This is a genomic window from Sorangium sp. So ce145, assembly GCF_051525985.1.
Classification (GTDB): domain Bacteria; phylum Myxococcota_A; class Polyangia; order Polyangiales; family Polyangiaceae; genus Sorangium; species Sorangium cellulosum_B.
Genome location: NZ_CP150315.1, coordinates 11,926,610 through 11,947,470, shown reverse-complemented (window position 1 = coordinate 11,947,470; position 20,861 = coordinate 11,926,610). Strand labels below are relative to the sequence as shown.

At 71.7% G+C, this 20,861-nt stretch carries 16 protein-coding genes; 6 read left to right on the top strand and 10 right to left on the bottom strand.

Features of this window, described 5'->3' with window-relative positions:
• Positions 1-134: 134 nt before the first annotated feature.
• The 6 genes from polA to WMF34_RS44350 all read right to left on the bottom strand — a co-directional run bounded on the left by polA (position 135) and on the right by WMF34_RS44350 (position 9,317).
• Positions 135-2,837 carry a DNA polymerase I gene (gene polA, locus WMF34_RS44375; RefSeq protein ID WP_437991608.1) on the bottom strand — a complete coding sequence of 901 codons (2,703 nt, stop codon included), beginning with the start codon at positions 2,835-2,837 and terminating at the stop codon, positions 135-137.
• Positions 2,838-2,870: 33 nt separating this feature from the next.
• The gene (locus WMF34_RS44370) at positions 2,871-4,214 is read right to left on the bottom strand and encodes a carboxypeptidase regulatory-like domain-containing protein (RefSeq protein WP_437991607.1); all 1,344 of its coding nucleotides are present in this window, start codon (positions 4,212-4,214) and stop codon (positions 2,871-2,873) included.
• Between the two features lie 19 nt (positions 4,215-4,233).
• Entirely contained in the window at positions 4,234-4,440 is a 207-nt protein-coding gene (locus tag WMF34_RS44365; RefSeq protein ID WP_231864568.1) for a hypothetical protein, read from the bottom strand.
• Positions 4,441-4,526: 86 nt separating this feature from the next.
• Positions 4,527-6,461, bottom strand: coding sequence for a S8 family serine peptidase (locus tag WMF34_RS44360; protein ID WP_437991606.1), 1,935 nt, complete (start codon positions 6,459-6,461; stop codon positions 4,527-4,529).
• Positions 6,462-6,940: 479 nt separating this feature from the next.
• Positions 6,941-8,479 carry an aminopeptidase P family protein gene (locus tag WMF34_RS44355; protein WP_437991605.1) on the bottom strand — a complete coding sequence of 513 codons (1,539 nt, stop codon included), beginning with the start codon at positions 8,477-8,479 and terminating at the stop codon, positions 6,941-6,943.
• A gap of 97 nt (positions 8,480-8,576) precedes the next feature.
• Positions 8,577-9,317: an SDR family oxidoreductase gene (locus tag WMF34_RS44350; RefSeq protein WP_437991604.1), complete on the bottom strand. Its 741-nt coding sequence runs from the start codon at positions 9,315-9,317 to the stop codon at positions 8,577-8,579.
• A 112-nt stretch (positions 9,318-9,429) separates the two neighbouring features.
• On the opposite strand from WMF34_RS44350, the gene WMF34_RS44345 reads away from it, so the two are divergent.
• Positions 9,430-10,278, top strand: coding sequence for a hypothetical protein (locus WMF34_RS44345; RefSeq protein WP_437991603.1), 849 nt, complete (start codon positions 9,430-9,432; stop codon positions 10,276-10,278).
• A gap of 49 nt (positions 10,279-10,327) precedes the next feature.
• Here the strand turns inward: WMF34_RS44345 and WMF34_RS44340 are convergent, their stop codons facing one another.
• The 4 genes from WMF34_RS44340 to WMF34_RS44325 all read right to left on the bottom strand — a co-directional run bounded on the left by WMF34_RS44340 (position 10,328) and on the right by WMF34_RS44325 (position 14,842).
• Positions 10,328-10,873 (bottom strand): HdeD family acid-resistance protein, encoded by a 546-nt coding sequence (locus tag WMF34_RS44340; protein WP_437991602.1) that lies wholly within the window; start codon positions 10,871-10,873, stop codon positions 10,328-10,330.
• A gap of 252 nt (positions 10,874-11,125) precedes the next feature.
• Entirely contained in the window at positions 11,126-12,472 is a 1,347-nt protein-coding gene (locus WMF34_RS44335) for a DUF1552 domain-containing protein (RefSeq protein WP_012241272.1), read from the bottom strand.
• A 43-nt stretch (positions 12,473-12,515) separates the two neighbouring features.
• Positions 12,516-14,207 (bottom strand): DUF1592 domain-containing protein, encoded by a 1,692-nt coding sequence (locus WMF34_RS44330; protein ID WP_437991601.1) that lies wholly within the window; start codon positions 14,205-14,207, stop codon positions 12,516-12,518.
• A gap of 350 nt (positions 14,208-14,557) precedes the next feature.
• Positions 14,558-14,842, bottom strand: a complete 285-nt coding sequence (locus tag WMF34_RS44325) for a hypothetical protein (RefSeq protein WP_437991600.1) — start codon at positions 14,840-14,842, stop codon at positions 14,558-14,560.
• An 89-nt stretch (positions 14,843-14,931) separates the two neighbouring features.
• Between WMF34_RS44325 and WMF34_RS44320 the strand changes: the two genes are divergently transcribed.
• The 5 genes from WMF34_RS44320 to WMF34_RS44300 all read left to right on the top strand — a co-directional run bounded on the left by WMF34_RS44320 (position 14,932) and on the right by WMF34_RS44300 (position 20,852).
• Complete coding sequence (locus WMF34_RS44320; RefSeq protein WP_437991599.1) at positions 14,932-17,193, top strand: bifunctional salicylyl-CoA 5-hydroxylase/oxidoreductase; 2,262 nt, start codon at positions 14,932-14,934, stop codon at positions 17,191-17,193.
• Between the two features lie 164 nt (positions 17,194-17,357).
• Complete coding sequence (locus WMF34_RS44315; protein WP_437991598.1) at positions 17,358-18,077, top strand: MerR family transcriptional regulator; 720 nt, start codon at positions 17,358-17,360, stop codon at positions 18,075-18,077.
• Positions 18,078-18,414: 337 nt separating this feature from the next.
• Positions 18,415-19,428, top strand: coding sequence for a YihY/virulence factor BrkB family protein (locus WMF34_RS44310; RefSeq protein WP_012241268.1), 1,014 nt, complete (start codon positions 18,415-18,417; stop codon positions 19,426-19,428).
• Between the two features lie 63 nt (positions 19,429-19,491).
• Positions 19,492-19,830 (top strand): hypothetical protein, encoded by a 339-nt coding sequence (locus WMF34_RS44305; protein ID WP_012241267.1) that lies wholly within the window; start codon positions 19,492-19,494, stop codon positions 19,828-19,830.
• A 71-nt stretch (positions 19,831-19,901) separates the two neighbouring features.
• A complete protein-coding gene (locus tag WMF34_RS44300; protein WP_044967255.1) occupies positions 19,902-20,852 on the top strand; it encodes a diacylglycerol/lipid kinase family protein in 951 nt (316 codons plus the stop codon).
• Positions 20,853-20,861: the final 9 nt, after the last annotated feature.

The window sequence follows — 20,861 nt, the reverse complement described above, 5'->3', positions numbered from 1 at the left end:
CCCATGACGCCAGCGGCGGGCACCCGCACAGGAGACGGGCCCAGATCGGCGTTTTCGGCGCGGAAGTGTACTCCGGTACGCTGAGCACCGAAAACGCCGAGATGGGCCCGTATCCGAAGCGGGTGCCCGCCCCATCAATGGGCGTCGGCCCAGGTGGGGCCGTGACCGACGTCGACGACGAGCGGGACGTCGAGCGGGAAGACCGACTCCATGGCCTCCCGCACCTTCGCCTTGGCCTCGTCCACGGCCGCGGCCGGCACCTCGAACGCGAGCTCGTCGTGCACCGTGAGCACCATGCGCGCGCCGGGGACGACGGGGCGCGGGACGCGCACCATCGCGAGCTTCAGGAGATCCGCCGCCGTCCCCTGGATGGGGGTGTTCTGCGCGATGCGCTCCGCCTGCGCGCGGCGCATGCGGTCGCTGCTGCGCAGATCCGGGAGCAAGCGGCGCCGGCCGAGCAGCGTCCGCACCGACTCGGAGCGCTTCGCCTCGGCCATCGTCCCCTCCATGAACTCGTGCACGCCGCGGTAGCGCGCGAAGTAGGCGTCGATGAAGCGCGCCGCCTCCGCCCGCGAGATGTCGAGCCGCTTGGCGAGCGCCGACTCGCCCATGCCGTAGATCACGCCGAAGTTGATCGTCTTGCTCCGGCGGCGCATCTCGGCGGTGACCCCTGCCTGGTCCACGCCGAAGATCTCCATGGCCGTGCGCACGTGCACGTCCTGCCCGGCGCGGAAGGCGTCGACGAGCACCGGGTCCTTCGAGAGGTGCGCGAGGACGCGCAGCTCGATCTGGGAGTAGTCGGCGCTCACGATCACGCTCCCGGGCGGCGCCACGAACGCACGCCGGATCATCCGGCCGAGCTCCGTGCGGATCGGGATGTTCTGCAGGTTCGGGTCCTGCGACGAGAGCCGCCCGGTCGCGGCCACGGCCTGGCCCCAGCGCGTGTGGATCCGGCCCGTGCCCGGGTGCACCAGGCGCGGCAGCGCGTCGACGTACGTGCCCTTGAGCTTGGCGATGGCGCGGTGCTCGAGCACCACCCCGGGGAACGGGTGCTCCTCCGAGAGCGCCTCGAGCACGTCGGCGTCGGTCGAGCGGCCGGTCTTCGTCTTGCGCTGGGAGCGCAGCTTGAGCTCGTCGAACAGCACCGCCTCGAGCTGCTTCGGCGACGCCAGGTTGATGTCGTGCCCCACGATCTCGCGCGCCTTCTGCTCCAGCGCGGCGAGCTCGGTCGTCATCTGCGCGCCGAGCTGCGCGAGCGCGCTCGGGTCGACGAGGACGCCCGTGAGCTCCATCTCCGCGAGCACGGCGGAGAGGGGCAGCTCGATCTGCACGAGCAGGTCCTCGAGCTTCTCGGCGCGGAGCCGAGGGCGCAGCCGGTCGGTGAGCGACAGCGCGACGTCGGCGAACGCGGCCCCGTAGCTCGACGCCTCGCCGAGCTCGATCTCGTCGAGGGCGCGCTGCGCCTGACCGCGGCGCTTCGGGGCCACCTCGTCGAGGGTCTGCATCTTGGCGCCGAGCTCGCGCTCGGCGAGCTCGTGGAGCTGGTTCTTCCCCTCGGGATCGAGCAGGTAGCTCGCCAGCATCGTGTCGAAGGAGACGCCCACGAGCCCGATGCGGTGCCGCAGGAGGATCACCTCGCAGAACTTGACGTCGTGGCCGACCTTCGGGAGCTCGGGGTCGGCGAGCAGCGGGCCCATCACCGCGTCGATGTCGCTCATCGAGAGCTGGGCCGGCGCGCCGAGGTAGCGGTGGCCCAGCGGGACGTACACGGCTTGCCCCGGTTCGCAGGCGAGCGCGACGCCGCAGACGTGGGCGCTCATCGGCTCGCGGCTCGTCGCGAGCACGTCGAGGGCGAGGCGGCCGGCCGCGCGCGCCGACCTGGCGAAGGCCTCGAGCTCCTCGCGCGTCGTCAGGACCCGGTAGGTCGCCGCGCGCGCGGTCGGCTCGGGCGCGCGGACCGCCTTCAGGAAGCGCGAGAAGCCGAGCTCGGTGAAGAGCTCGCGGAGCCTGCCGGTGTCCGCGCCGCCGTAGCGCAGCGTCTCGAGGTCGAGCGACACGGGCGCGCCGCCGTCGAGCGTCACGAGCTTCTGCGAGAGGCGCGCGTCGGCCTCGTTCTGCTGGAGCGACTCCCGGATGCGGGGCTTCTTGACCTCGCCGATGCGCTCGTAGATCGCCGAGAGCGAGCCGAACTGCGCGAGCAGCTCGGCGGCCGTCTTGAGGCCCACGCCGGGGACACCAGGGACGTTGTCCGAGGTGTCGCCGACGAGCGCGAGCAGGTCGCGCACCTGCTCCGGCGGCACCCCGAACTTCGCGACGACCTCGGGGTGCCCGTAGACCTTGTCGCGCATCGCGTCCCAGAGCATCACCTGCTCGCCGTCGACGAGCTGCATCAGATCCTTGTCGCTCGACGCGATGACGACGCGCAGCCCCCGCTCCTTGGCCCGCGCGACGGCGACGGCGACGAGATCGTCCGCCTCGAGCCCCTCCTGGATGAAGATCGGGATGCGGTACGCCTCGACGATCTCCCGGCACCGGCTCATCTGCACCCCGAGATCGGGTGGCGGCGGCGGCCGGTGCGCCTTGTAGCGGGGGTCGAGCTCGTCGCGGAACGTCTTGCCCGGGGAGTCCATCGCGACGCCCAGGTACGCGGGCTTCCGCTCGTCCACGAGCTTCGTGAGCATCGCGACGGTGCCGTACGTCGCGTGGGTCGGCTCGCCGCTCGGGCTCGAGAGCGGGCTGATCGCGTGGTAGGCGCGGAAGACGTAGCCCGACAGGTCGACGAGGTAGAGGACGTCCGGAGCTCCGGCCGGGGGAAGCGCGGTAGGGCGCGTGGACATGGACCGACCCTTAGCACCTCGGCGCGCGGCCGTTCACCGAACCACGACGTCGCGCCGTATCGTCACGTCGAGGGTGCGCCCTTCCCGCTCCACGCCGACGGAGACGACCGTCCCCGCCGGGCCGCGGAGGAGCTGGATGCAGTCGGCGAGCGGGAGCTCCGTCGTGGGCCGGCCGTCGATGCGGGCGATGACGTCGCCCGCCAGGAGCCCGGCGGACGCCGCGGGCCCTCCCTCGACGACGCCCGCGATGATCACGCGCCCCGAGGAGAGCGAGAGCATCGCGCCGATGCCCGTGAGCTCCTCGCGCGCCCCGCCGTCGTCCAGCTGGCGGAGCTCGACGTCGACGCGCGTCGACTGCGCGCCGCGCGCGTCGAGGCCGGACACGATCTTGGCCATGTACTGCTGGTGGCGCACGCGCACCGAGAACGGGCCGCTGGCCGGCACGCCTTCGAGCTCGTAGTCGCCGTTCGCGTCGGTAAGCGCGAGCGAGATCGCGTTCGCGCCCGACGAGGTCGCGGAGTCGAGCTCGACCTGGGCCTCGACGACCGGCGCGCGCGACGCGGCGTCGACGACCCTGCCCCTCAGCGTCGCGCCCTGCGGCAGCACGATCCGCACGCGTTCGGCGGCGCGGCCCGCCTCGACGTCGACGGGCCGGCTCCGCGCGGGCGGGCGTCCGGCCGAGCTCGCCGTCAGCACGTAGCGGCCCGGGGCGAGCGCGTCCCATCGGAACGCGCCGCCCGGATCCGACACCTTGCGCGCGCGGCCGTTCACGCCCGCGTGCGCGCCGGACCCGGCCGGCGTGAACGACTCGATCGCCAGGAGGTACGCCTCGACGGGCCTGCCCGATGGATCCACGACCTCGCCCACGATCGCGCCCGCGGCGAGCAGGCGAAGGACGTTGTCGCGGCCCGCGGCGACGCGCGTGGGCTCGGCGTCGCCGTACGGCGGCTGCGCGGCGGTGGCGGTACAACCGTCGGCCTCGGCCGGCAGCTCGAAGCGCCCCTCGGCGTCGGCGCTCGCAGAGTTGCCCGGCGGTTCGCGGCAGCTGACCACGGCGCCGGCGCTGGGGTGGCCTTCCGGATCCAGCACGACGCCGCGGACCGGCCCCACGCTCGCGGCCGTGACCTCGCGTGGCGGCGGTGAGGGCGCTGGCGGCGCGGACGGTGCCGGCGGCGCCTCGACCTCGCGCGGCGCCGTGAGCTCCGGCTGCGGTGGAGGGAGCAGCGCGGCGGCCGGCTCGCGCCGGACCGGCATCACGGGGCTGGGGCGCGGCAGGAGCAGCCAGACGAGGAGCGGCATGACCAGCAGCGCGACGGAGAGCAGCGCGGCGGAGAGCCAGGCCCTCCGCTGCGCGCCTGCCGTCCGGATGTCCGCCATGCCATCCTCCGCCGCCGGTTCACCGGCCGGCGTCGGCCTCGCCCGCCGAGCCTTCGCCCGCGCCTCGAGGGGCCGCGCTCGAGTTGGCCGGCCCGTCCGGCGACGCCTCGTCCGTGGGACCGAGCGCGGGGCCCCGTGGCTCGGCGGGCCACGGCGTCTCGCTGGAGGAGCCGCCGCACGCCCCGAGGAGCAGCGTGAAAGGTAGGAGCAAGGTGCCGGACCGCATCGCCGGCATCCTAGCTCGTTTTTGCAGGGTGGTCATGATGGCCGGGCGCACCGCCCGGCCACGGAGCGAGCGCGGCAGGCGCCGGCTCAGCGCGTGGACAGGTTCGTCCGGGCGATCCAGAGGCAGGCTGCGGCGTTGACCGCGCACCACACGATGAGGGCCATCTTGCCGAAGGGACCGGCGGCCTCGCCGAGCAGGACGACCGACGTGAGGTAGGCCGCCGTGCCGACGGCGAAGCCCGCGATCGCCGGCCGGAGCCTCTTCACGCCGAAGAAGAGCGCCGTGAGGCCGAGCGGGACGAGCGCGTTGGCGAGCGGCAGCCAGCGGTGGACCGACGCGCCGATCAGCAGGTCGAGGTCGGCGATCGGCCGGGCCAGCACGTCGACGGCGAGCTCCACGCGCGGCAGGAGCCACGGCGCGAAGAAGAACAGCCCCGGCCCCGCCGCGAGCGCCGGGAGGAGGAAGCTCGCCCGCCACGGGCTCGTGGCGGTCGCGTCCTTCTTGCGGGCGCGGCGCGCGACCCACGTCGCGAGCACCAGCAGCGCGAGCAGCCGCACGACGATGTGGCTCTGCGTCACGCGCACGACCGAGCTCGCTGCGTCGAGGATGCCTGCCCCGTAGAGGAGCTTGCCGCCGTCGGAGTCGTCGACGACGCGCGCGCCTGCGCGGAGCGCGTCCTCGACAGCGCGCGGGTCCGTCACGCCGAGGCTCACGAGCAGCGCCGCCGCGCCGGCCACGTGGGGCGCGGCCATCGAGGTGCCGCTGTACGCGTAGAAATTCTGGCACTTGTCGCGCCCGCGGTTGCAGATGGTCTGCTGGGTGACGTTCACCCCGGGCGCGGCGACGTCGACGCCCTGGCCGCGCGAGGAGAACCGCGCGATCTTGTCGTTCGCGTCGGTGGCGCTCACGCCGATGACGCCATCGGAGGCGCCGGGGAACTGCACGCGCCCGCCGGTGTTGCCGGCCGCCGCGACGACGACCGCGCCGCGCGCGACCGCGTCGTCGATCGCGCTCTGGAGCACCTTGGAGTTGCGGGGGCCGCCGAGGCTCAGGTTGATGACCTGGGCGCCGTGCTCGGCCGCCCACCGGATGCCGTCGGCGACGTCGGCTGTCGTGCCCCAGCCGCTCTCGTTCAGCACCTTGACCGGCATGAGCCGCGCGTGGAACGCGAGCCCCACGGCGCCGAGGCCGTTGTTGGTCGACTGCGCGATCGTCCCGGCGACGTGCGTGCCGTGGCCCTGGTCGTCGTTCGCGTGGTTCGTCTTGGTGACGAAGTTCCATCCCTCCACGCACTCGGTCGAGGCCAGGTCGGTCCCCTTGGTGAAGGGCCCGTGGTCCTCGCACGCGATGCCCGTATCGACAACGGCGACGGTGACGCCGCGGCCGGAGGCGAAGTCCCACGCGCGCTCGGCGCCCACGCGCGCCATGTGCCACTGGTCCTTCATCAGCGGGTCGTTCGCGACGAACGAGGCGCGCACCCAGGCGAGCGGCTCCGCCGCCTCCACGCGCGGATCGCGCGCGAGCCGCTCCAGCGTCGCGCTGACCGGCCCGTCCACCGTGGCGATCTGGATCCTGGTCTGTGACGTGAGCGCCGTCGGCGACACGCGCAGCGAGAAGTCGCGCACGAGGTCCGCGAGCGAGGCGTCGTCGAGGTCATCGCGCGCGTCGACGACGATCTGCCCTGGGATATCGTAGCTGGTCTCGTCGAGCTCGGAGGCCATGCCGTGCAGCGGCTCGCCCGCGGTCGCGACCGGTTCGAGCAGGAGGTCCGGGCCGCGCAGCGACGGGCTGACGTCGACGGGCAGCGCAGGGTTGACGTACCCGGGGAGGCGAGGCTCGAGCATCCCCGGCGAGCGCGCCGCGAGGGCGGCCCCGGCGCCTCGGCTGTCCGTCCCGTCCTCGGCCCTGACCGCGCTCGACACGGCGACCAGCGCGGTCGCAGCGAGCAGCGACGTCGCGAGCGCGCGTCCGGTTCGGAGATTTGCGGTCCCTGGCCAACGCAGAAGGCGAGACGTGTGCATGCGGGTCTCCTCATCGCCAGGGTAGCGCCGCCGCCCGCGAGCAGCCATCGCTCCAGCATCCTCGCGCCGCGCCCGTTGCGTCCGTGCGCCAGCCCGCTCGCCCCGTCGCCGTTTCCGATGGCATCCACCGCCAACCGCAACCACGGACTTCCTGGAACACCACCCCATCCTCAACGCCGAGCTCGACTGCCCAATCCCCCGCTCACCGCTCCCCCCGGCAGAGCCGCCGGTGGAGGGTGGGGCCGCGCGGGAGGGCGGCGGGGGTGGGCCCCACAAACCCGAGCGCCGGCCCGCATCGAAGCGAGTCGCCCCCAGCCCCACCCCACCCTCCTGTGTGGCAACAGCCCCCCAAAAGGCGCGAGTTTGTGGGGGGACCCCCGCCGCCCTCCCGCGCGGCCCCACCCTCCACCGGCGGCCCCCGCGTCTGGGCACGCCCTCCACCTCGCTCGCCTGGGCCGTTCCCCCGCCCGCCGTTCAGTTCATTGCGGCGTGGCCCAGAGTCCCGCCATCCACGCTTCCACGTCGCTCACGGACCTCGGGATATCGCTCGACAGGTTCCGATACCCCGTCTCGGTGACGAGGATATCGTCCTCGATGCGCACCCCGATCCCGCGGTACCTGGCCGGGACGGTCTCGTCATCGAGCTGGAAATAAAGCCCTGGCTCGACCGTGAGCACCATGCCCGCCTTGAGCTTGCCGAACTTGTAGACCTGCTGCCGCGCCTGCGCGCAGTCGTGCACGTCGAGGCCCAGCATGTGGCTCACGTTGTGGAGCGAATACCGCCGGTAGAGCTGCCTGTCTTCCTTGAGCGCCTCCTCGGCGGAGACGTGGAGGATGCCGAGCCGCTCGAGCCCCCGGGCGAGCACCCGCATCGCTGCCCGGTTCGGCTCCATGAAGTCGTTGCCCGGCTTCACCTCGCGGATCGCCGCCTCCTGCGCCTCGAGCACGAGCTCGTAGATCTCGCGCTGCTCCCTGGAGAACTTCCCGTTGATCGGCAGGGTCCGGGTGATGTCGGCCGTGTAGAGCGCGTTGCCCTCGACGCCGGCGTCGACCAGGAGGAGCTTGCCCGGCTCCAGCGCGCCGTCGTTCCTCGTCCAGTGCAGGATGCACGCGTGGTGGCCCGACGCGGCGATCGTCCCGTAACCGACGTCGTTGCCCTCGACCCGGGCGCGCAGGTTGAAGGTGCCCTCCACCTCTCGCTCGCTCCGCGCGCGGGGGAGCGCGCGGATGACGTCCTCGAAGCCCCGCTTCGTCGACGCGACGACCGCCTCGAGCTCCTGCACCTCGAGGGCGTCCTTGAGGAGGCGCATCTCCGAGAGCGCCTCGCCGAGCTGCTTGTCGCGATCGTGCCGGGCGAGGAGCTTGTCGACGCGCTCGGACATGCCGCGGAGCACGCGGTGGGGGCGCGTCACCGTGCCGACGAGGCCGCTCAGGTACGCGTCCAGCTCGGGGAGCCCGCGGCACTCGTCGACGCCGAAGTGCGCGCGGCTCTGCTCGACGCCGAGGCGAGGGCCGACCCAGAGCTCGCCCTTGGCGCGATCGGTGAAGAACGTCTTGTCGCTGCGCCCGGGGTTCGGCTCGACGAAGAGGATGTCCCGGTGCCCGCCCCCCTCCTGCGGCTGCAGCACGAGCACGCAGTCAGGCTCGAGGTTGCCCGTCAGGTAGAAGAAGTCCGAGCCCGGGCGAAAGCGGTAGTGCGTGTCGTTGGCGCGCACCTTCTCGTGCCCGGTGGGGATGATGAGCGTCTCCGCCGGGAAGAGCTTCGACAGGGCGCGGCGGCGGGCAGCGAACACCTCCGCGTGCGCGATCGCCTGCGGGAGCTCGCCGGACGCCGGCGCCCAGCGCTCCAGCATGAACGCGACAAGCGCCTCCGGCAGCGTCGAGTCGTGGCTCGCCGGCTTGGCCTCCGCGCCGGGAGCCGCAGCCGCGGGCGCCTCGGCCGGGGCGCCGCCGGCGGGCGCGCTGTGGGCAGGATCTGCCTGGAGGGGGGCGGCGCTGGTCTCGGGCGTGTGGCTCATGAGGCTCGAACTATGGGTCGATCAGGTGAGGTCGTTCAAGCCAAAGCGCGCGCCTGTTCACGCTGGGGCGGATCGACCCGCGCGGCAGGGCGGCGCGTCACGCGACCGAGACGCCGCCGTCGACCGCGAGGATCTGACCGGTGATGAAGTCGTTTTCAGCAAGGAACACCACGGCGCGGGCGACGTCTTCCGCCTCGCCGATGCGCTGGAGCGGGATGCGCTCGCGGAGGCGAGCGAGCGTGGCCTCGTCGTAGGAGGACGGCGGCAGCACCGTCCCGGGTGAGACGCCGTTCACGCGCACCTCCGGCGCCAGCCCCACGGCGAGGCCGCGGACCAGGTGCGCGAGCGCGGCCTTCGACACGGAGTACGGAATGTAATTTTTCCAGGGGCGCTCGGCGCTCACGCAGACCATCGCGACGACGCTGCCACGGCAGGCGCGGAGCGCCGGGGCGAGCTCGAGCGTGAGCAGGTACGGCGCCGTCGCGTTGAGCGCCATGGCGTGATCCCACGCGTCGGCGGAGAGCTCGGCCGGCGGGACCCGTTCGAAGTTCGCCGCGTTGTGGACCAGGAGGTCGAGCCGGCCAGACGACCAGTCGAGCACCGCACGAGCGAGCGCGGCGAGCGCCCCCCGGTCGTGGAGGTCCGCCTGGAACGCGGCGGCGCGGCGGCCGAGGGAGCGCGCCTCGTCGACGACGACCTCCGCGCCGGCGGCGCTCGTGGCGTAGTGCACGGCCAGGTCGGCGCCGGCGGCCGCGAGCGCGCGGGCCGTCGCGGCGCCGAGGCGGGTGCCGGCGCCGGTCACGAGGGCGATACGGCCGGTCAGGGGAGCATGGGGCATGGGGAGCTGTGTAGTCGATGCGGGGCCCCGCGCGTCGAGCCGGTGTACATCGCACGTCGCGCGCCGCCGTTTTTTTCGCCCGCGCCGCGCGCCATGGCACGCTGGACCGGCTTTGCCGACGCCTCCGACACGCCGAGCAGCCGCACAGGAACGCTCCCTGGAGCCGCCGCGCCGCCTGCGCGCCCTCGCCGCGGCGCTGCTTTGCGCGGCTGGATGCAGGGAGCGGCTCGAGTCGATCGATCTGCCCAGCATCGGCCTGCCGGGCCTCGATCCGCCCGGCGCGAGCGCCCCCGCGGCGCCGGCGAGCGCCGCGCCGCGGGCCCCGAGCGCGCCGCGCGCCGCCGGGACAGCCAGCGCCGCGCCGCGCGCCGCCGCGCCGGCGACCCGACCCGAGTGCGACGAGCTGCCGACGGAGGAAGAGGAGCGGCGCGCGCAGCTGCCGCCCCTGACGGCGCTCGGGAAGGCCGTGCCCACGGAGCCGTGGGCCCCGCCGCCGTACGAGGTGCTCCCGGGCGTGACGCTCCCGGCGAAGATCGCCGCGAAGGTCGAGCAGATCGACAAGGGCTACGCGCGACGCACGCGCGAGCACCTCGTGATCACGAGCGGGACACGCGACGCGAACCGCCAGGCCAGGGCGATGTTCACGAAGCTCAGGCTCGGCGAGGACCTCCTCCAGCTCTACCGCAACAAGGCGGCAGTCCAGGAGATCAAGAAGGCTTATCAGGCGAACTCCCGCAAGCGGCCGGAGCAGGTGGTGGCCGCCATGGAGGCCGTGATCCAGGACCAGATCGACCGGGGGGTCTACGTCTCCGCGCACCTGCGCAAAGGCGCCGTCGACGTGCGCAACAGGACCATGTCGCCCAAGGAAAAGCGCGCGTTCCTCGAGAGCACCGCGGAGGTTGGGGGCGTCCTGGTGATCGAGGAGACGACGCCCGCGCACTACCACCTGCAGATCGATTGACGGGCGCGCTCGGGTCCATGGCGTCCCGCCGGCCGCCGTCCGCCGGGCGTCAGGGCATGCGCAGCGGCGCGACCACGCTCGGCACGCGGCGCAGGCGCAGCGAGAGCGCGATGAGCATCGCTCCCTCGGCGATCGCGAACGCTCCGATGAACCAGACGAGCGCCAGCACGCCGGCCGCCGGGAGCGCCACCATGAGGACGCCGAAGATCAGGAAGACAGCGCCGCTCAGCCCGAGCCAGATCTCGTTGTCGATCACGTGCCGGAGCTTCACCGCGCTGACGATCTTGAAGATGCCCATCACGACGGCCCACGCGGCGACCACGCCGTAGAGCGTGAGCGCGGTGATCATGGGCCGCCAGAACGTCAGCACCGCGATCCCGACGCCGAAGATGCCCTCGACCACGGAATACACGCCGCCGCGGCCGCTGATCGCGGACGCGAACGCGGCGCAGCCGTCGAACAACGCCCACACGCCGAACAGCAGCACGAGCGTGGCCAGCGATGGGATCGGCCACACGAAGAACAAGATCCCGAACAGGATCCCGACCACGCCCCTCAGGGCCAGCAGCCACCAATACCGTCCCAGCGATTCCATGCCTCTCCCCCTTCTCTGGCATCCACGTCGCGCACACCCGGCGGACGCGCGCGGCCTGAGCGCACGGCGTCTCCGCCGCTCGTGTGCGGAGCGCTGTGCCGCTCATGCCCGCGCGGCGTCACACTGCCCGGGCTGGATGCACGTCCCCTGCCCGACCGCGGCGAGCGAGCTGCTCAGCAGCGTCGGGCAGGCGGGCCCATCGAAGGTCGAGCGCTGGTAGGTGTCACGGGCAGGCCTCGCGGCGCGCGAGGCTCACAGGCCGGCGATCGGCTTGCCCGCCGGGTCGCCGTACTCCGACAGCTCGACGCCGAAGTAGTTGATGATGGAGCAATGGAGCGCGCCGGTCGGGGGCTTGTTGGCCTTGATGGCGCGGCCTGTCTGGAACCCCCCGACGTGGCCGGCGAGCATGATGGGCATGTTGGTCCGACCGTGGGAGTCCCCGTCGCCGTTCTCTGACGTGTAGAGCACGAGCGACTCGTCGAGCAGGTTGCCCGTCGCCGTCTGGGCGGCCTTCATCGCGTTGAGCAGGTAGGCGAAGCGGCGCACCTTGAACCGCGAGGTCTGGACGACGCGGGCGTTCGCGATGCGCATCGCCTCCGCCTGCGGCAGCCCGTCGAGATCGGTCGCGCGGTCGCGATCGCCGAGCTTGTGCGAGATGAAGTGGTCGCTCCAGTCCCCCACGCCGTCGGGCAGATCGTACCCGGCGAAGTCGAGGCCCCAGCTGTTCGAGTACTGCAGGACGAGCACCCGCGTCAGGTCGCAGGTGAGGGCGAGGAGCCCGAGATCGATCATCTGCTTGAACTTGCCGTGCAAGCTCTGCCCCTTCGTGGGCGCGCCGGGGACGGCGCAGCCCGACTGCGTCGTGGACTGGATCTGCTTCTCCAGCTCGAACACCGACTCGAGGTGCTGCTCCACGCGCGCCCGGTCCGCCGCGCCGAGGCGCAGGTTCAGGCGCCTCGCGTCCTCTCGCACCCAGTCGAGGACGCTGGCGCGGCGCCGCCGGATGTCGTCCATCTCCTCGCTGGGGTTGCCCATGTTGCTGAAGAGCGTGTCGAACACCTTCGCCGGATCGCGGAAGGCATCCTCGACCTGACCGCCGTCCCTGAACGAGATGAAGCCCTGCGTGACCGCCGTGTCGCCCGTGGGGGACAGGTTGAGGCTGCGGAACGGGGTCTCGGCCGCGATGTGGTTGGCGAGGTACTGGTCGAGCGTGGCCTTGCGCGGGACGGCCGTCCCGCCGCCGTCGGTGTGGGCGCACAGCGCCATGGCCGGGCTGTGGATGTCGGAGCAGATCACCTGGTGGTCGACGCCGGACACCATGGTGACGTCGCGCCAGATCGCGTCCCCCGCCGGCCACTCGCGCTCGGCGTCGAAGCCGTTCATGTCGACGAGGCACGGCGGCAGCCCCTCCGCCGAGAGCGGGCCCTCCGTCTTCGGGTGCCACGCCCCGGGATCCGTGCCGTTCGGGACGAAGAACGCCACGAAGCGCTTCGGATCCGCCGGTGCGGCGCTGGCGCGCTGGGGCCGCATCACGTCGAGGAACGGCAGGGCGACCGCGACACCCGCCCCGCGGAGCAGAGCTCTTCTCGAGATCTTCACTGGCGACACTCCTCTTCCGTCGGTCGAACCGTGTGCGAGCACATCACTCTGGCGCCCTCCGCAGCCGGAACTCCGGCGAGCGCACGATGGCGGTCAGGAAGGAGCGGAACCGGTTGCCGTCCTGCGTGAAGCTCCCCGCGGAGGCGTCGATCGCGCAGCGGTCCTCGGCCGCAGGCTCGCGCCCCTGGGTGTAGATGAACAGCTTCTCCGCGACGCAGGCGGCCAGATCGGGGCTCCGCCGCAGCTCCGCCGCCAGGGCAGCGAGCGAGTCGAACGACTCGTTGGCCGCGCCCTCCAGGCGCGGCTCCAGCCCGAACTCGTCGATACCGATGCTCCCATCGTACTTCCCCAGCTTGTCGTACTGGGCGAAGCCGACGCCGATGGGATCGATGAGCGCATGGCAGCCAGCGCACCCTTCCTGGGTGTTGCGCTTCTGGAGGACCTCGAGATACGTCAGGCCCGAGAGCTCGCTCTCCAGCTGCTCGAGGAGCCCGGCGGGGATCGAGATCTTCTCGCAGAGGAAGGCCGCCCGGAGCCACTGGCCGCGCACGGCGATGAGATCACCGTCGTTCTTGGCGCTGATGAGGCTCGCGTGGGTGAGCAACCCCGTGTTCGCGCGGTGGTGGCCGGCCGGGAACTCCACGCGGCTCACGCCGTCCCCCGGCACCTCGAGGCCGTAGAACTTGCCGAGCGCCGGCGTGACATACGTGTGATTCGCGGTGAGCGCGTCGAAGAAGTCGACGTCTGGGGTGAACGCGTGCTCGCCGAGGACGAGCTCGCTCTCGGCGATCATGTCCTCGAGCAGGGCGGGCGTGAACGACGCGTCCGGGTTGACCGGCGCGCGGAGCTGCTCGAAGGTCAGCCACTGCTTGAAGAAGGCGTTGAAGAAGACCTGCGTCCGCTCGTCTCCGACCATCTCCTCCGCGACCGCGCGGAGGCCCTCGTCGCTGTCGAGCTCGCCGGACTCCGCCCGCTCGAGCAGCGCCGCGCTCGGGGACCGGCCCCACAGCGTGAACGACAGCCGCGACGCGAGCTCCAGCGGCGTCAAGGTCGACGTCTCCGAGCCGGCCGCGCCGACCTCGATCCTGAACAGGAAGCTCGGCGAGGTCAGCAGCGCCTCGATGACGAAGCGGAACGCGTCCTCCCTGTCCCGCGCGACCTCGCTCGCCCGCGCGACCAGATCGCTCGCCTCCTCGGCCGAGAGCGGCCTTCGATACGCCAGCTTGCCGAAGCGCTGCACGAAGCGCTCGAGGCAATCGTCGGCCTCCGGCTCGCAGCCGAGCACCGATGTCCGGCGCGCCTCGTCCGCCATGAGCTCCTGCCCGAGCGTCTCCGCGATCGCCAGGTAGGCGCGCAGGTGCTGATCCGACACGTTCTGGAGGGCGGCGATCGTCCGGAAGCCGCCCTGCCCGGTGTCCTCCGGGATGCTCTCCACGGCGGGCGGCTCGTCGAGCTGGAACAGGTCCTGAAGGGTCAGCTGGACCTCGACCTTGGACAGACGGCGCAGCACGCCGGGGCTCGTTCGGGCCTCTCTGCAGTCGTACGCGGCCGGCTTCCCGGTGACCGGGTCGATGGGCCTGTCGTCGTTGGAGCTGCCCGGGCTCCCATCGCCGAGCTGCCCGGTGCAGGCAGCCGCCGTCAGGCCGACGAGCCCCATCGCGAACATGCCCGCCGCGATGGAACGGCGGAGGAATGGTACCGATCGATCGGCGTCGGGCGGCGCTGTCTTGCTCATGGAGTGACCAGCCGTTCGGGTGGAATTCACCTGGCCCATGCCGAGGCGTGCCCCGGCGATGAGCCGCATCGTGGCTAAGGAGAATATTTGAAGCAGAGCGGTACGTGCGCCCCGGCGTCACCTCGGGGCTCGGTCTACATTATTCCCGGCGATCGCTCTTCTGATCCAGGCTTACCCTACTTCCGCCCGCCGACCAACCCCTTCGTCTGTCGCCCGGAGGCGCTCATGCAGAGGCATTCAGGGCAGAAGGAGCATTCCCTCGAATTTTCCGGAGAAATTGAACAGGGAGACGGGGAGACGGGGAGGAAAAAATCCCACCGTTCTCCCTCCCCGTCACCTCGTCTCTCTGTTCAATTTTCCGCCCCCCAATGCCAATCCATGAGGGGAATTGTCAGGTCAGGCAGACCCGTCAGCTCCAGCGCGCCGACATTCGCTCTCTGAGCGTCAGGCTCGACACCGATGCTCGCGGCGCTCTCGGAGCCTCCATGAAATCGGGTGGGGTGGTCGTCTCTGATAACGGCGTCGCCGGCCGCCTGTGTGATCCGAGCGACGGCACGGACTGCCGCGCTCGATCGCGCGATGATGCGAACCAGCTCTTGCACGTCCCGGAAATCCCGTTCTTCGATCCTGTCCACCCTTGATTTCCACCGGAGCGGCGCTGTACCTCGACGTTCTCGTGTAGGCTCCGGCGCGGGCGCAGACGCGGGAGCAGAGGAGCAGGGCATTGAGGATCACATGCGTGGGCGGCGGGCCGGCGGGCCTCTATTTCGCCCTCCTGGCGAAGCAGGCAGACCCCCGGCGCGAGGTCGTCGTGGTGGAGCGGAATCGGCCCGATGACACCTTCGGCTTCGGGGTCGTGTTCTCGGACGCGACGCTCGACGGCCTCGCCGACGCGGATCGCCCGAGCTACGACGCGATCCGGAGCAGCCTCGCGCACTGGGACGAGCTCCACGCGCACTTCGGCGGGCGCGTCCTCGTGTCGAGGGGGCACGGCTTCAGCGGCCTCTCGCGCCGGAAGCTGCTCGCGATCCTGGGGGACCGCGCGCGCGAGCTCGGCGTCGTCCTGCGCTTCGAGGAGGAGGTGACGGATCCGGAGGAGGCCCTCGCCGGGAGCGATCTCGTCGTCGCGGCCGACGGGGTGAACAGCCGGATCCGCGAGCGGTTCGCCGACCGGTTCGGGCCGCGCATCGACGTCCGCCCGAACCGGTTCGTGTGGCTCGGCACGACGTTCCCGTTCGACGCCTTCACCTTCTACTTCGAGGAGAACCGCCACGGCCTCTTCCGGGTCCACGCGTACCGCTACGAGCCGGAGCGCTCGACCTTCATCGTCGAGTGCCGGGAGGAGACCTTCCGGCGCGCGGGCCTCGATCGCGCCGGCGAGGACGAGACGATCGCGTACTTCGAGGAGCTCTTCGCCGAGAAGCTCCAGGGACACCGGCTGCTGAAGAACCGGAGCGTCTGGCGGAGCTTCCCCACGGTGCACAACGAGCGCTGGAGCGCGGGCAACGTGGTGCTGCTCGGGGACGCCGCGCACACGGCGCACTTCTCGATCGGCTCGGGGACGAAGCTCGCGCTCGAGGACGCGATCGCGCTCGTCGACAGCCTGGAGCGGCACCGGCGCGTGCCCGAGGCGCTCGCCGCGTACGAGGCGGAGCGCAAGCCCAAGGTGCTCGCGCTCCAGCGGGCCGCGCAGGTGAGCCTGCTGTGGTTCGAGAACACCGAGCGCTACATGGCGCTCGACCCGGTGGAGTTCATGTTCAGCCTGCTGACGCGGAGCCTGCGGGTGACGCACGAGGGCCTGAAGGCGCGCGACCCGGCGTTCGTGCGCGAGATCGACGCGCACGTGGCGCGCAAGGCCGAGGCGCAGGCGGGGGCGCGCCTCCTCGCCGGGGATGGGGCGCCCCCGCCGCCGATGTTCACGCCGTTCCGGCTGCGATCGCTCGTGCTGGAGAACCGGGTCGTCGTGTCGCCCATGTGCCAGTACTCGGCCGAGGACGGGCAGATCGACGACTGGCACCTCGTCCACCTCGGCAGCCGGGCGCTCGGAGGCGCAGGGCTCGTCATCACGGAGATGACCGACGTCAGCGCCGAAGCGCGCATCACGCCGGGCTGCGCGGGGCTCTATCGCCCCGGCCACGTCGAGGGGTGGCGGCGCGTCGTCGACTTCGTCCACGCGCGCTCCCGGGCCAAGATCGGCGTCCAGCTGGCCCACGCCGGGCGCAAGGGCGCGACGAAGCTGCTCTGGGAGGGCATGGATGTGCCGCTCGAGCGCGGCGCCTGGCCGCTGCTCAGCGCCTCCGCCATCCCGTACCTGGCGGAGAGCCAGGTCCCGAAGGCGATGGATCGCGGGGACATGGACCAGGTGACCTCGGACTTCGTGCAGGCGGCGAGGCGGGCGGACGAGGCCGGGTTCGACCTGATCGAGCTGCACTGCGCGCACGGCTACCTGCTCGCGAGCTTCATCTCGCCGCTCACGAACAGGCGCGACGACGCGTACGGCGGCCCGATCGAGAACCGGATGCGCTACCCGCTGGAGGTGTTCGACGCGGTGCGGGCCGCGTGGCCGGCGGAGAAGCCCATGAGCGTGCGCATCTCCGCCACCGACTGGGCGCCTGGCGGGCTCACGACGGACGATCTGATCGCGCTCTCGGCGATGCTGCGCGAGCACGGCGCCGACATCATCCACGTCTCGGCAGGCCAGACGGACCCGTCCAGCAAACCGGAGCATGGCCGGCTGTTCCAGACGCCGCTCTCGGAGCTCGTGCGGCTGGAAGCCAGCGTGCCGACGATCACGGTGGGCAACATCCAGAGCTACGCGGACGTGAACAGCATCGTCGCGGCCGGGAGAGCCGACCTGTGCGCGCTCGCGCGGGCGCACCTCTACGACCCGTACTGGACCCGGCACGCCGCCGCGGAGCAGGGCTTCGACATCGACTGGCCACCTCAGTACAGGTCGGTCGAGAGATACACGCTCCGCATGCGGTGACCCTGCGCGGGGCGAGGGAGAGGCCTGTCCCGACCGGGCCGCTCCGCGCGGCGCCCCGGTCGAGCGACAAAAAGTGAAGGCGGGCCCTTGATCCTCACGCTACGTGAGGACCTAGCCTCCGGGGCATGGACGTGCTCACCCGCCCTGGAAACAGGGGTAACGCCATGCGTTCAGCACCGTTGAAAGTCGGCGATCTCGCCCGGCAGACCGGCCTCTCCGTCCGCACGCTCCACTATTACGAGGAGATCGGCCTGCTCGCCCCGTCGCATCGCACCGCGTCGGGACACCGGATGTACTCGGCGGGCGACGTCGCCCGGCTCCAGCAGATCAAGTCGTTGCGCGAGCTCGGCTTCAGCCTGGAGCAGATCGCCGCGTGCCTGGACCAGCCGGGGTTCTCTCCGCTCCAGACCGTCGAGCTCCACCTGTCGCGGCTGCGCGAGCAGATCGCGCTGGAGCAGCGGCTCTGCGCGCGGCTCGAGGGCCTGGCCCACGTCCTGCGGTCGGGAGAGGACGTCTCTGTGGAGCAGCTCCTTCAAACCATCGAGGTGATGACCATGATCGAGAAATACTACACCCCAGAGCAGCTCGAGGAGCTCAAGCAGCGCGCGGACGCGATGGGCCCCGAGAAGATGCGTGAGGCCGAGTCGGCGTGGAAGCAGATCTACGACGACATGCGGGCGGAGATGCAGAAGGGCTCCGACCCGAAGGGCGAGCCGGTGCAGCAGATCGTGAAGCGCATGCGGGAGCTCATCGACGCGTTCACGGGGAAGAACCCCGGGATCGAGCGATCGCTCAACACGATGTACAGGCAGGAGCCGTCGGTGAGGACCCAGCACGGGATGGATCCGGAGCTGCACGAGTTCATCGGCAAGGCGATGAGCTAGCTCGCGGCGCCGGCAGGCCGCCGGCGGAGCGCCCGGCCGCGCGGGGCGGAGCGCCCGCGCCGCCGGCCGGAGGCCACGCGCGAGCGCCCGGGCAGGTGGCCTCGGGCGCTCGCGCCGTGGCCGTTCTGCCGTGTGGGGCAATTCGCGCCACGCGCGAGGATCGAGCCGCCCCCGCGCTCGGCCGGGGCCCCGCGCGCGAAAATCGCCGACCTGTCCGGGGAGCTGCAGCCGAAGGCCTGGCACCCGCGTTGCTTTTCATGACAGCGTACAGCGCCTCCTGCGCGAGCCGCCCCAGGAAGAACCCAGCAGCGCTCCATGCGCCCACCGAAGGTCCATCATGCACCTGCCCGGAAGAGAGATCCCCTGGAAGGATTTCCTGAACGACATCAAGCAGGAATGTATCAAGGACAAGATCGACACCATCGCTGCTTCGCTGGCGTTCTTCGGTGTCCTCGCGATCTTCCCGTTCCTGCTCTTCGCGGTCGCCCTCGCCGGCCTGGTCATCGATCCTGCCGAGTCCGCGCAGCTGATGAGCGAATTGTACCAGGTGGCCCCGCCCGCCGTGGCCAACATCCTGGGCGAGCGCCTTCAGGCGCTCACCGGGGGGCAGAGCCCGGCGCTCCTGACGGTCGGCGCCCTCGGCGCGGTCTGGGCCGCCTCGGGCGGCGTCACCGCGCTGATGGACGCGCTCAACTCTGCCTATGGCGTCGAGGACAAGCGGTCGTACCTCAAGCGCCGCGGGATCGCCCTCCTGGTCACGCTCGGCGGCGCCGTCCTGCTGACGATCGCCTCGGCGCTCGCGGTCGCCACGCCGGCGCTCGCCGCGCACCTCGGCCCCTTCGCGACGCTCGTCCTCTGGCTGCGCATGCCGGTGTCGGCGCTCATCGTGATGGTGGTCCTGGCAACCCTCTATTACTTGCTCCCCGACGTCGAGCAGCAGTTCAAGTTCATCACCCCGGGCTCGGTCGTGGCGGTCGTGATCTGGGTCCTCGCGTCCCTCGGCTTCTCCTTTTATGTGAGCCGGTTCGGCAGCTACGAGGTGAGCTACGGCGCGCTGGGCGGCGTGATCATCCTCCTCCTCTGGATGTGGATCTCCTCGCTGGCGGTGCTCCTCGGGGCCGAGATCAACGCCATCATCGAGCACCGCTCGCCCGAGGGGAAGCGCACGGGCGCCAAGGATGCCAGCGATACGGGGGCGGATCTGCCCAAGACCGAGAAGGAGGAGGCCCAGGGCGCCGCGCTCCCGGCCGGCGCCGCGCGCGCCCCGCGCGACGAGAGCACGGGCAGCGACGCGGCGCTCTCCCACCCCGCCGGCACGCGCCGCTCGGAGCTCCATCGAGGGAGGGCATAGGCGGTGCCCCTTCACCGCCGAGCCCCGCGCAGCGGGCCTGTCTCTGCCACTGGAGCCACCTTCATGCCAACTCGACACCTCCCCTCCTCGCCATCGCTGCTCGTGCTGATCGGCTCGCTCGTCACGGGTTGCCGCGGCGCCCCGAGCGGCGCGCCCGTGGCAGCTCCGCCGGCCGACGGCGCGAAGGGCGCGGAGACGGGGAGCGTGCGGGGCCCGGAGGGCGAGCCGACCGGCGCCGGCGGCGCGCCGGGCACGAGCGGCCCGTCAGGCTGCGGGACCGACAGCCCGATGCTCAAGTACGTCGGGCAGAGCCATGACGAGTGCGCTCGGATCCGCTTCGTGTGCGAGCCCGGCTGGAGCTACTTCAGCGACGACTGCGGCTGCGGCTGCACGAAGCAGTGACCGCCGGCGCGCGGCTCGCGACAAAAACACCTCGCCCTGGGCGGCCTGCGGCATCTAGCATCGGTGCCAGCATGCGCCCCCTCCTCATCGTGAACCCCCGGTCCAGCGGCGGAAAGACGGGCAGGCTCTTCGACGAGATGCTGACGCCCATCCGCCGCATCCTCGGCGACGTCGACATCGTGCGCACAGATCGCCCGCGCCACGCCGTCGATCTCGCGCGCGAAGCCGCGCTCGGCGGGCGCGAGACCGTCGTGGCGGTCGGCGGGGACGGCAGCATCAGCGAGGTGGTGAACGGCCTCATGCAGGCGAGGGACCGGGGCGCCACCGGCACGCGGCTCGGGATCATCGGCGCGGGCACCGGCAGCGATCTCTGCAAGACGCTGAAGCTCACCCGCCGGCTCGACAACTTTTGCACCGCGATCGCGAGCGGCCACACGCGCCAGATCGACGTGGGCCGCCTCTCCTACGAGACGCGCGACGGCCAGCGGGCCGACGCGTTCTTCGTCAACATCCTCTCCACGGGGATGAGCGGCATCGTGGTCTCGCTGGTCAACGAGTCGTCGCGGGTGCTCGGCAACACCCTCGCCTACACGCTGGCCTCGCTCCAGGGCCTCGTCCGCAGCCGCGTCGGCCGGGTGCGCTGCGTGACGACGCTGCGCGGGGAGCGGCGCGAAGAGGAGATCTCGACGCGCATGCTGGGCATCTGCAACGGCCGCTTCTTCGGCGCGGGCATGCAGCTCGCGCCGATGGCGAAGCTCGACGACGGCGTGTTCGACGTCATCGACCTGGGCGCCGCGCCCCACCTCCGCTTCGCGGCCGTGTCGACCGGGATGTACACGGGCTCGCACATCCGCCACCCGGACGTGCGCCACTTCCAGTGCGACAGCATCGAGCTCACGCTCCTGAACCGCGACGTCGAGCAAGCGTTCTTCCTCGACGTGGACGGCGAGCCGCTCGGGAAGCTGCCCATCACGGTCACGCTGGAGCCGAAGGCGATCGAGGTGCTGGCGCCGGTCGATTGAGGGGGTCGC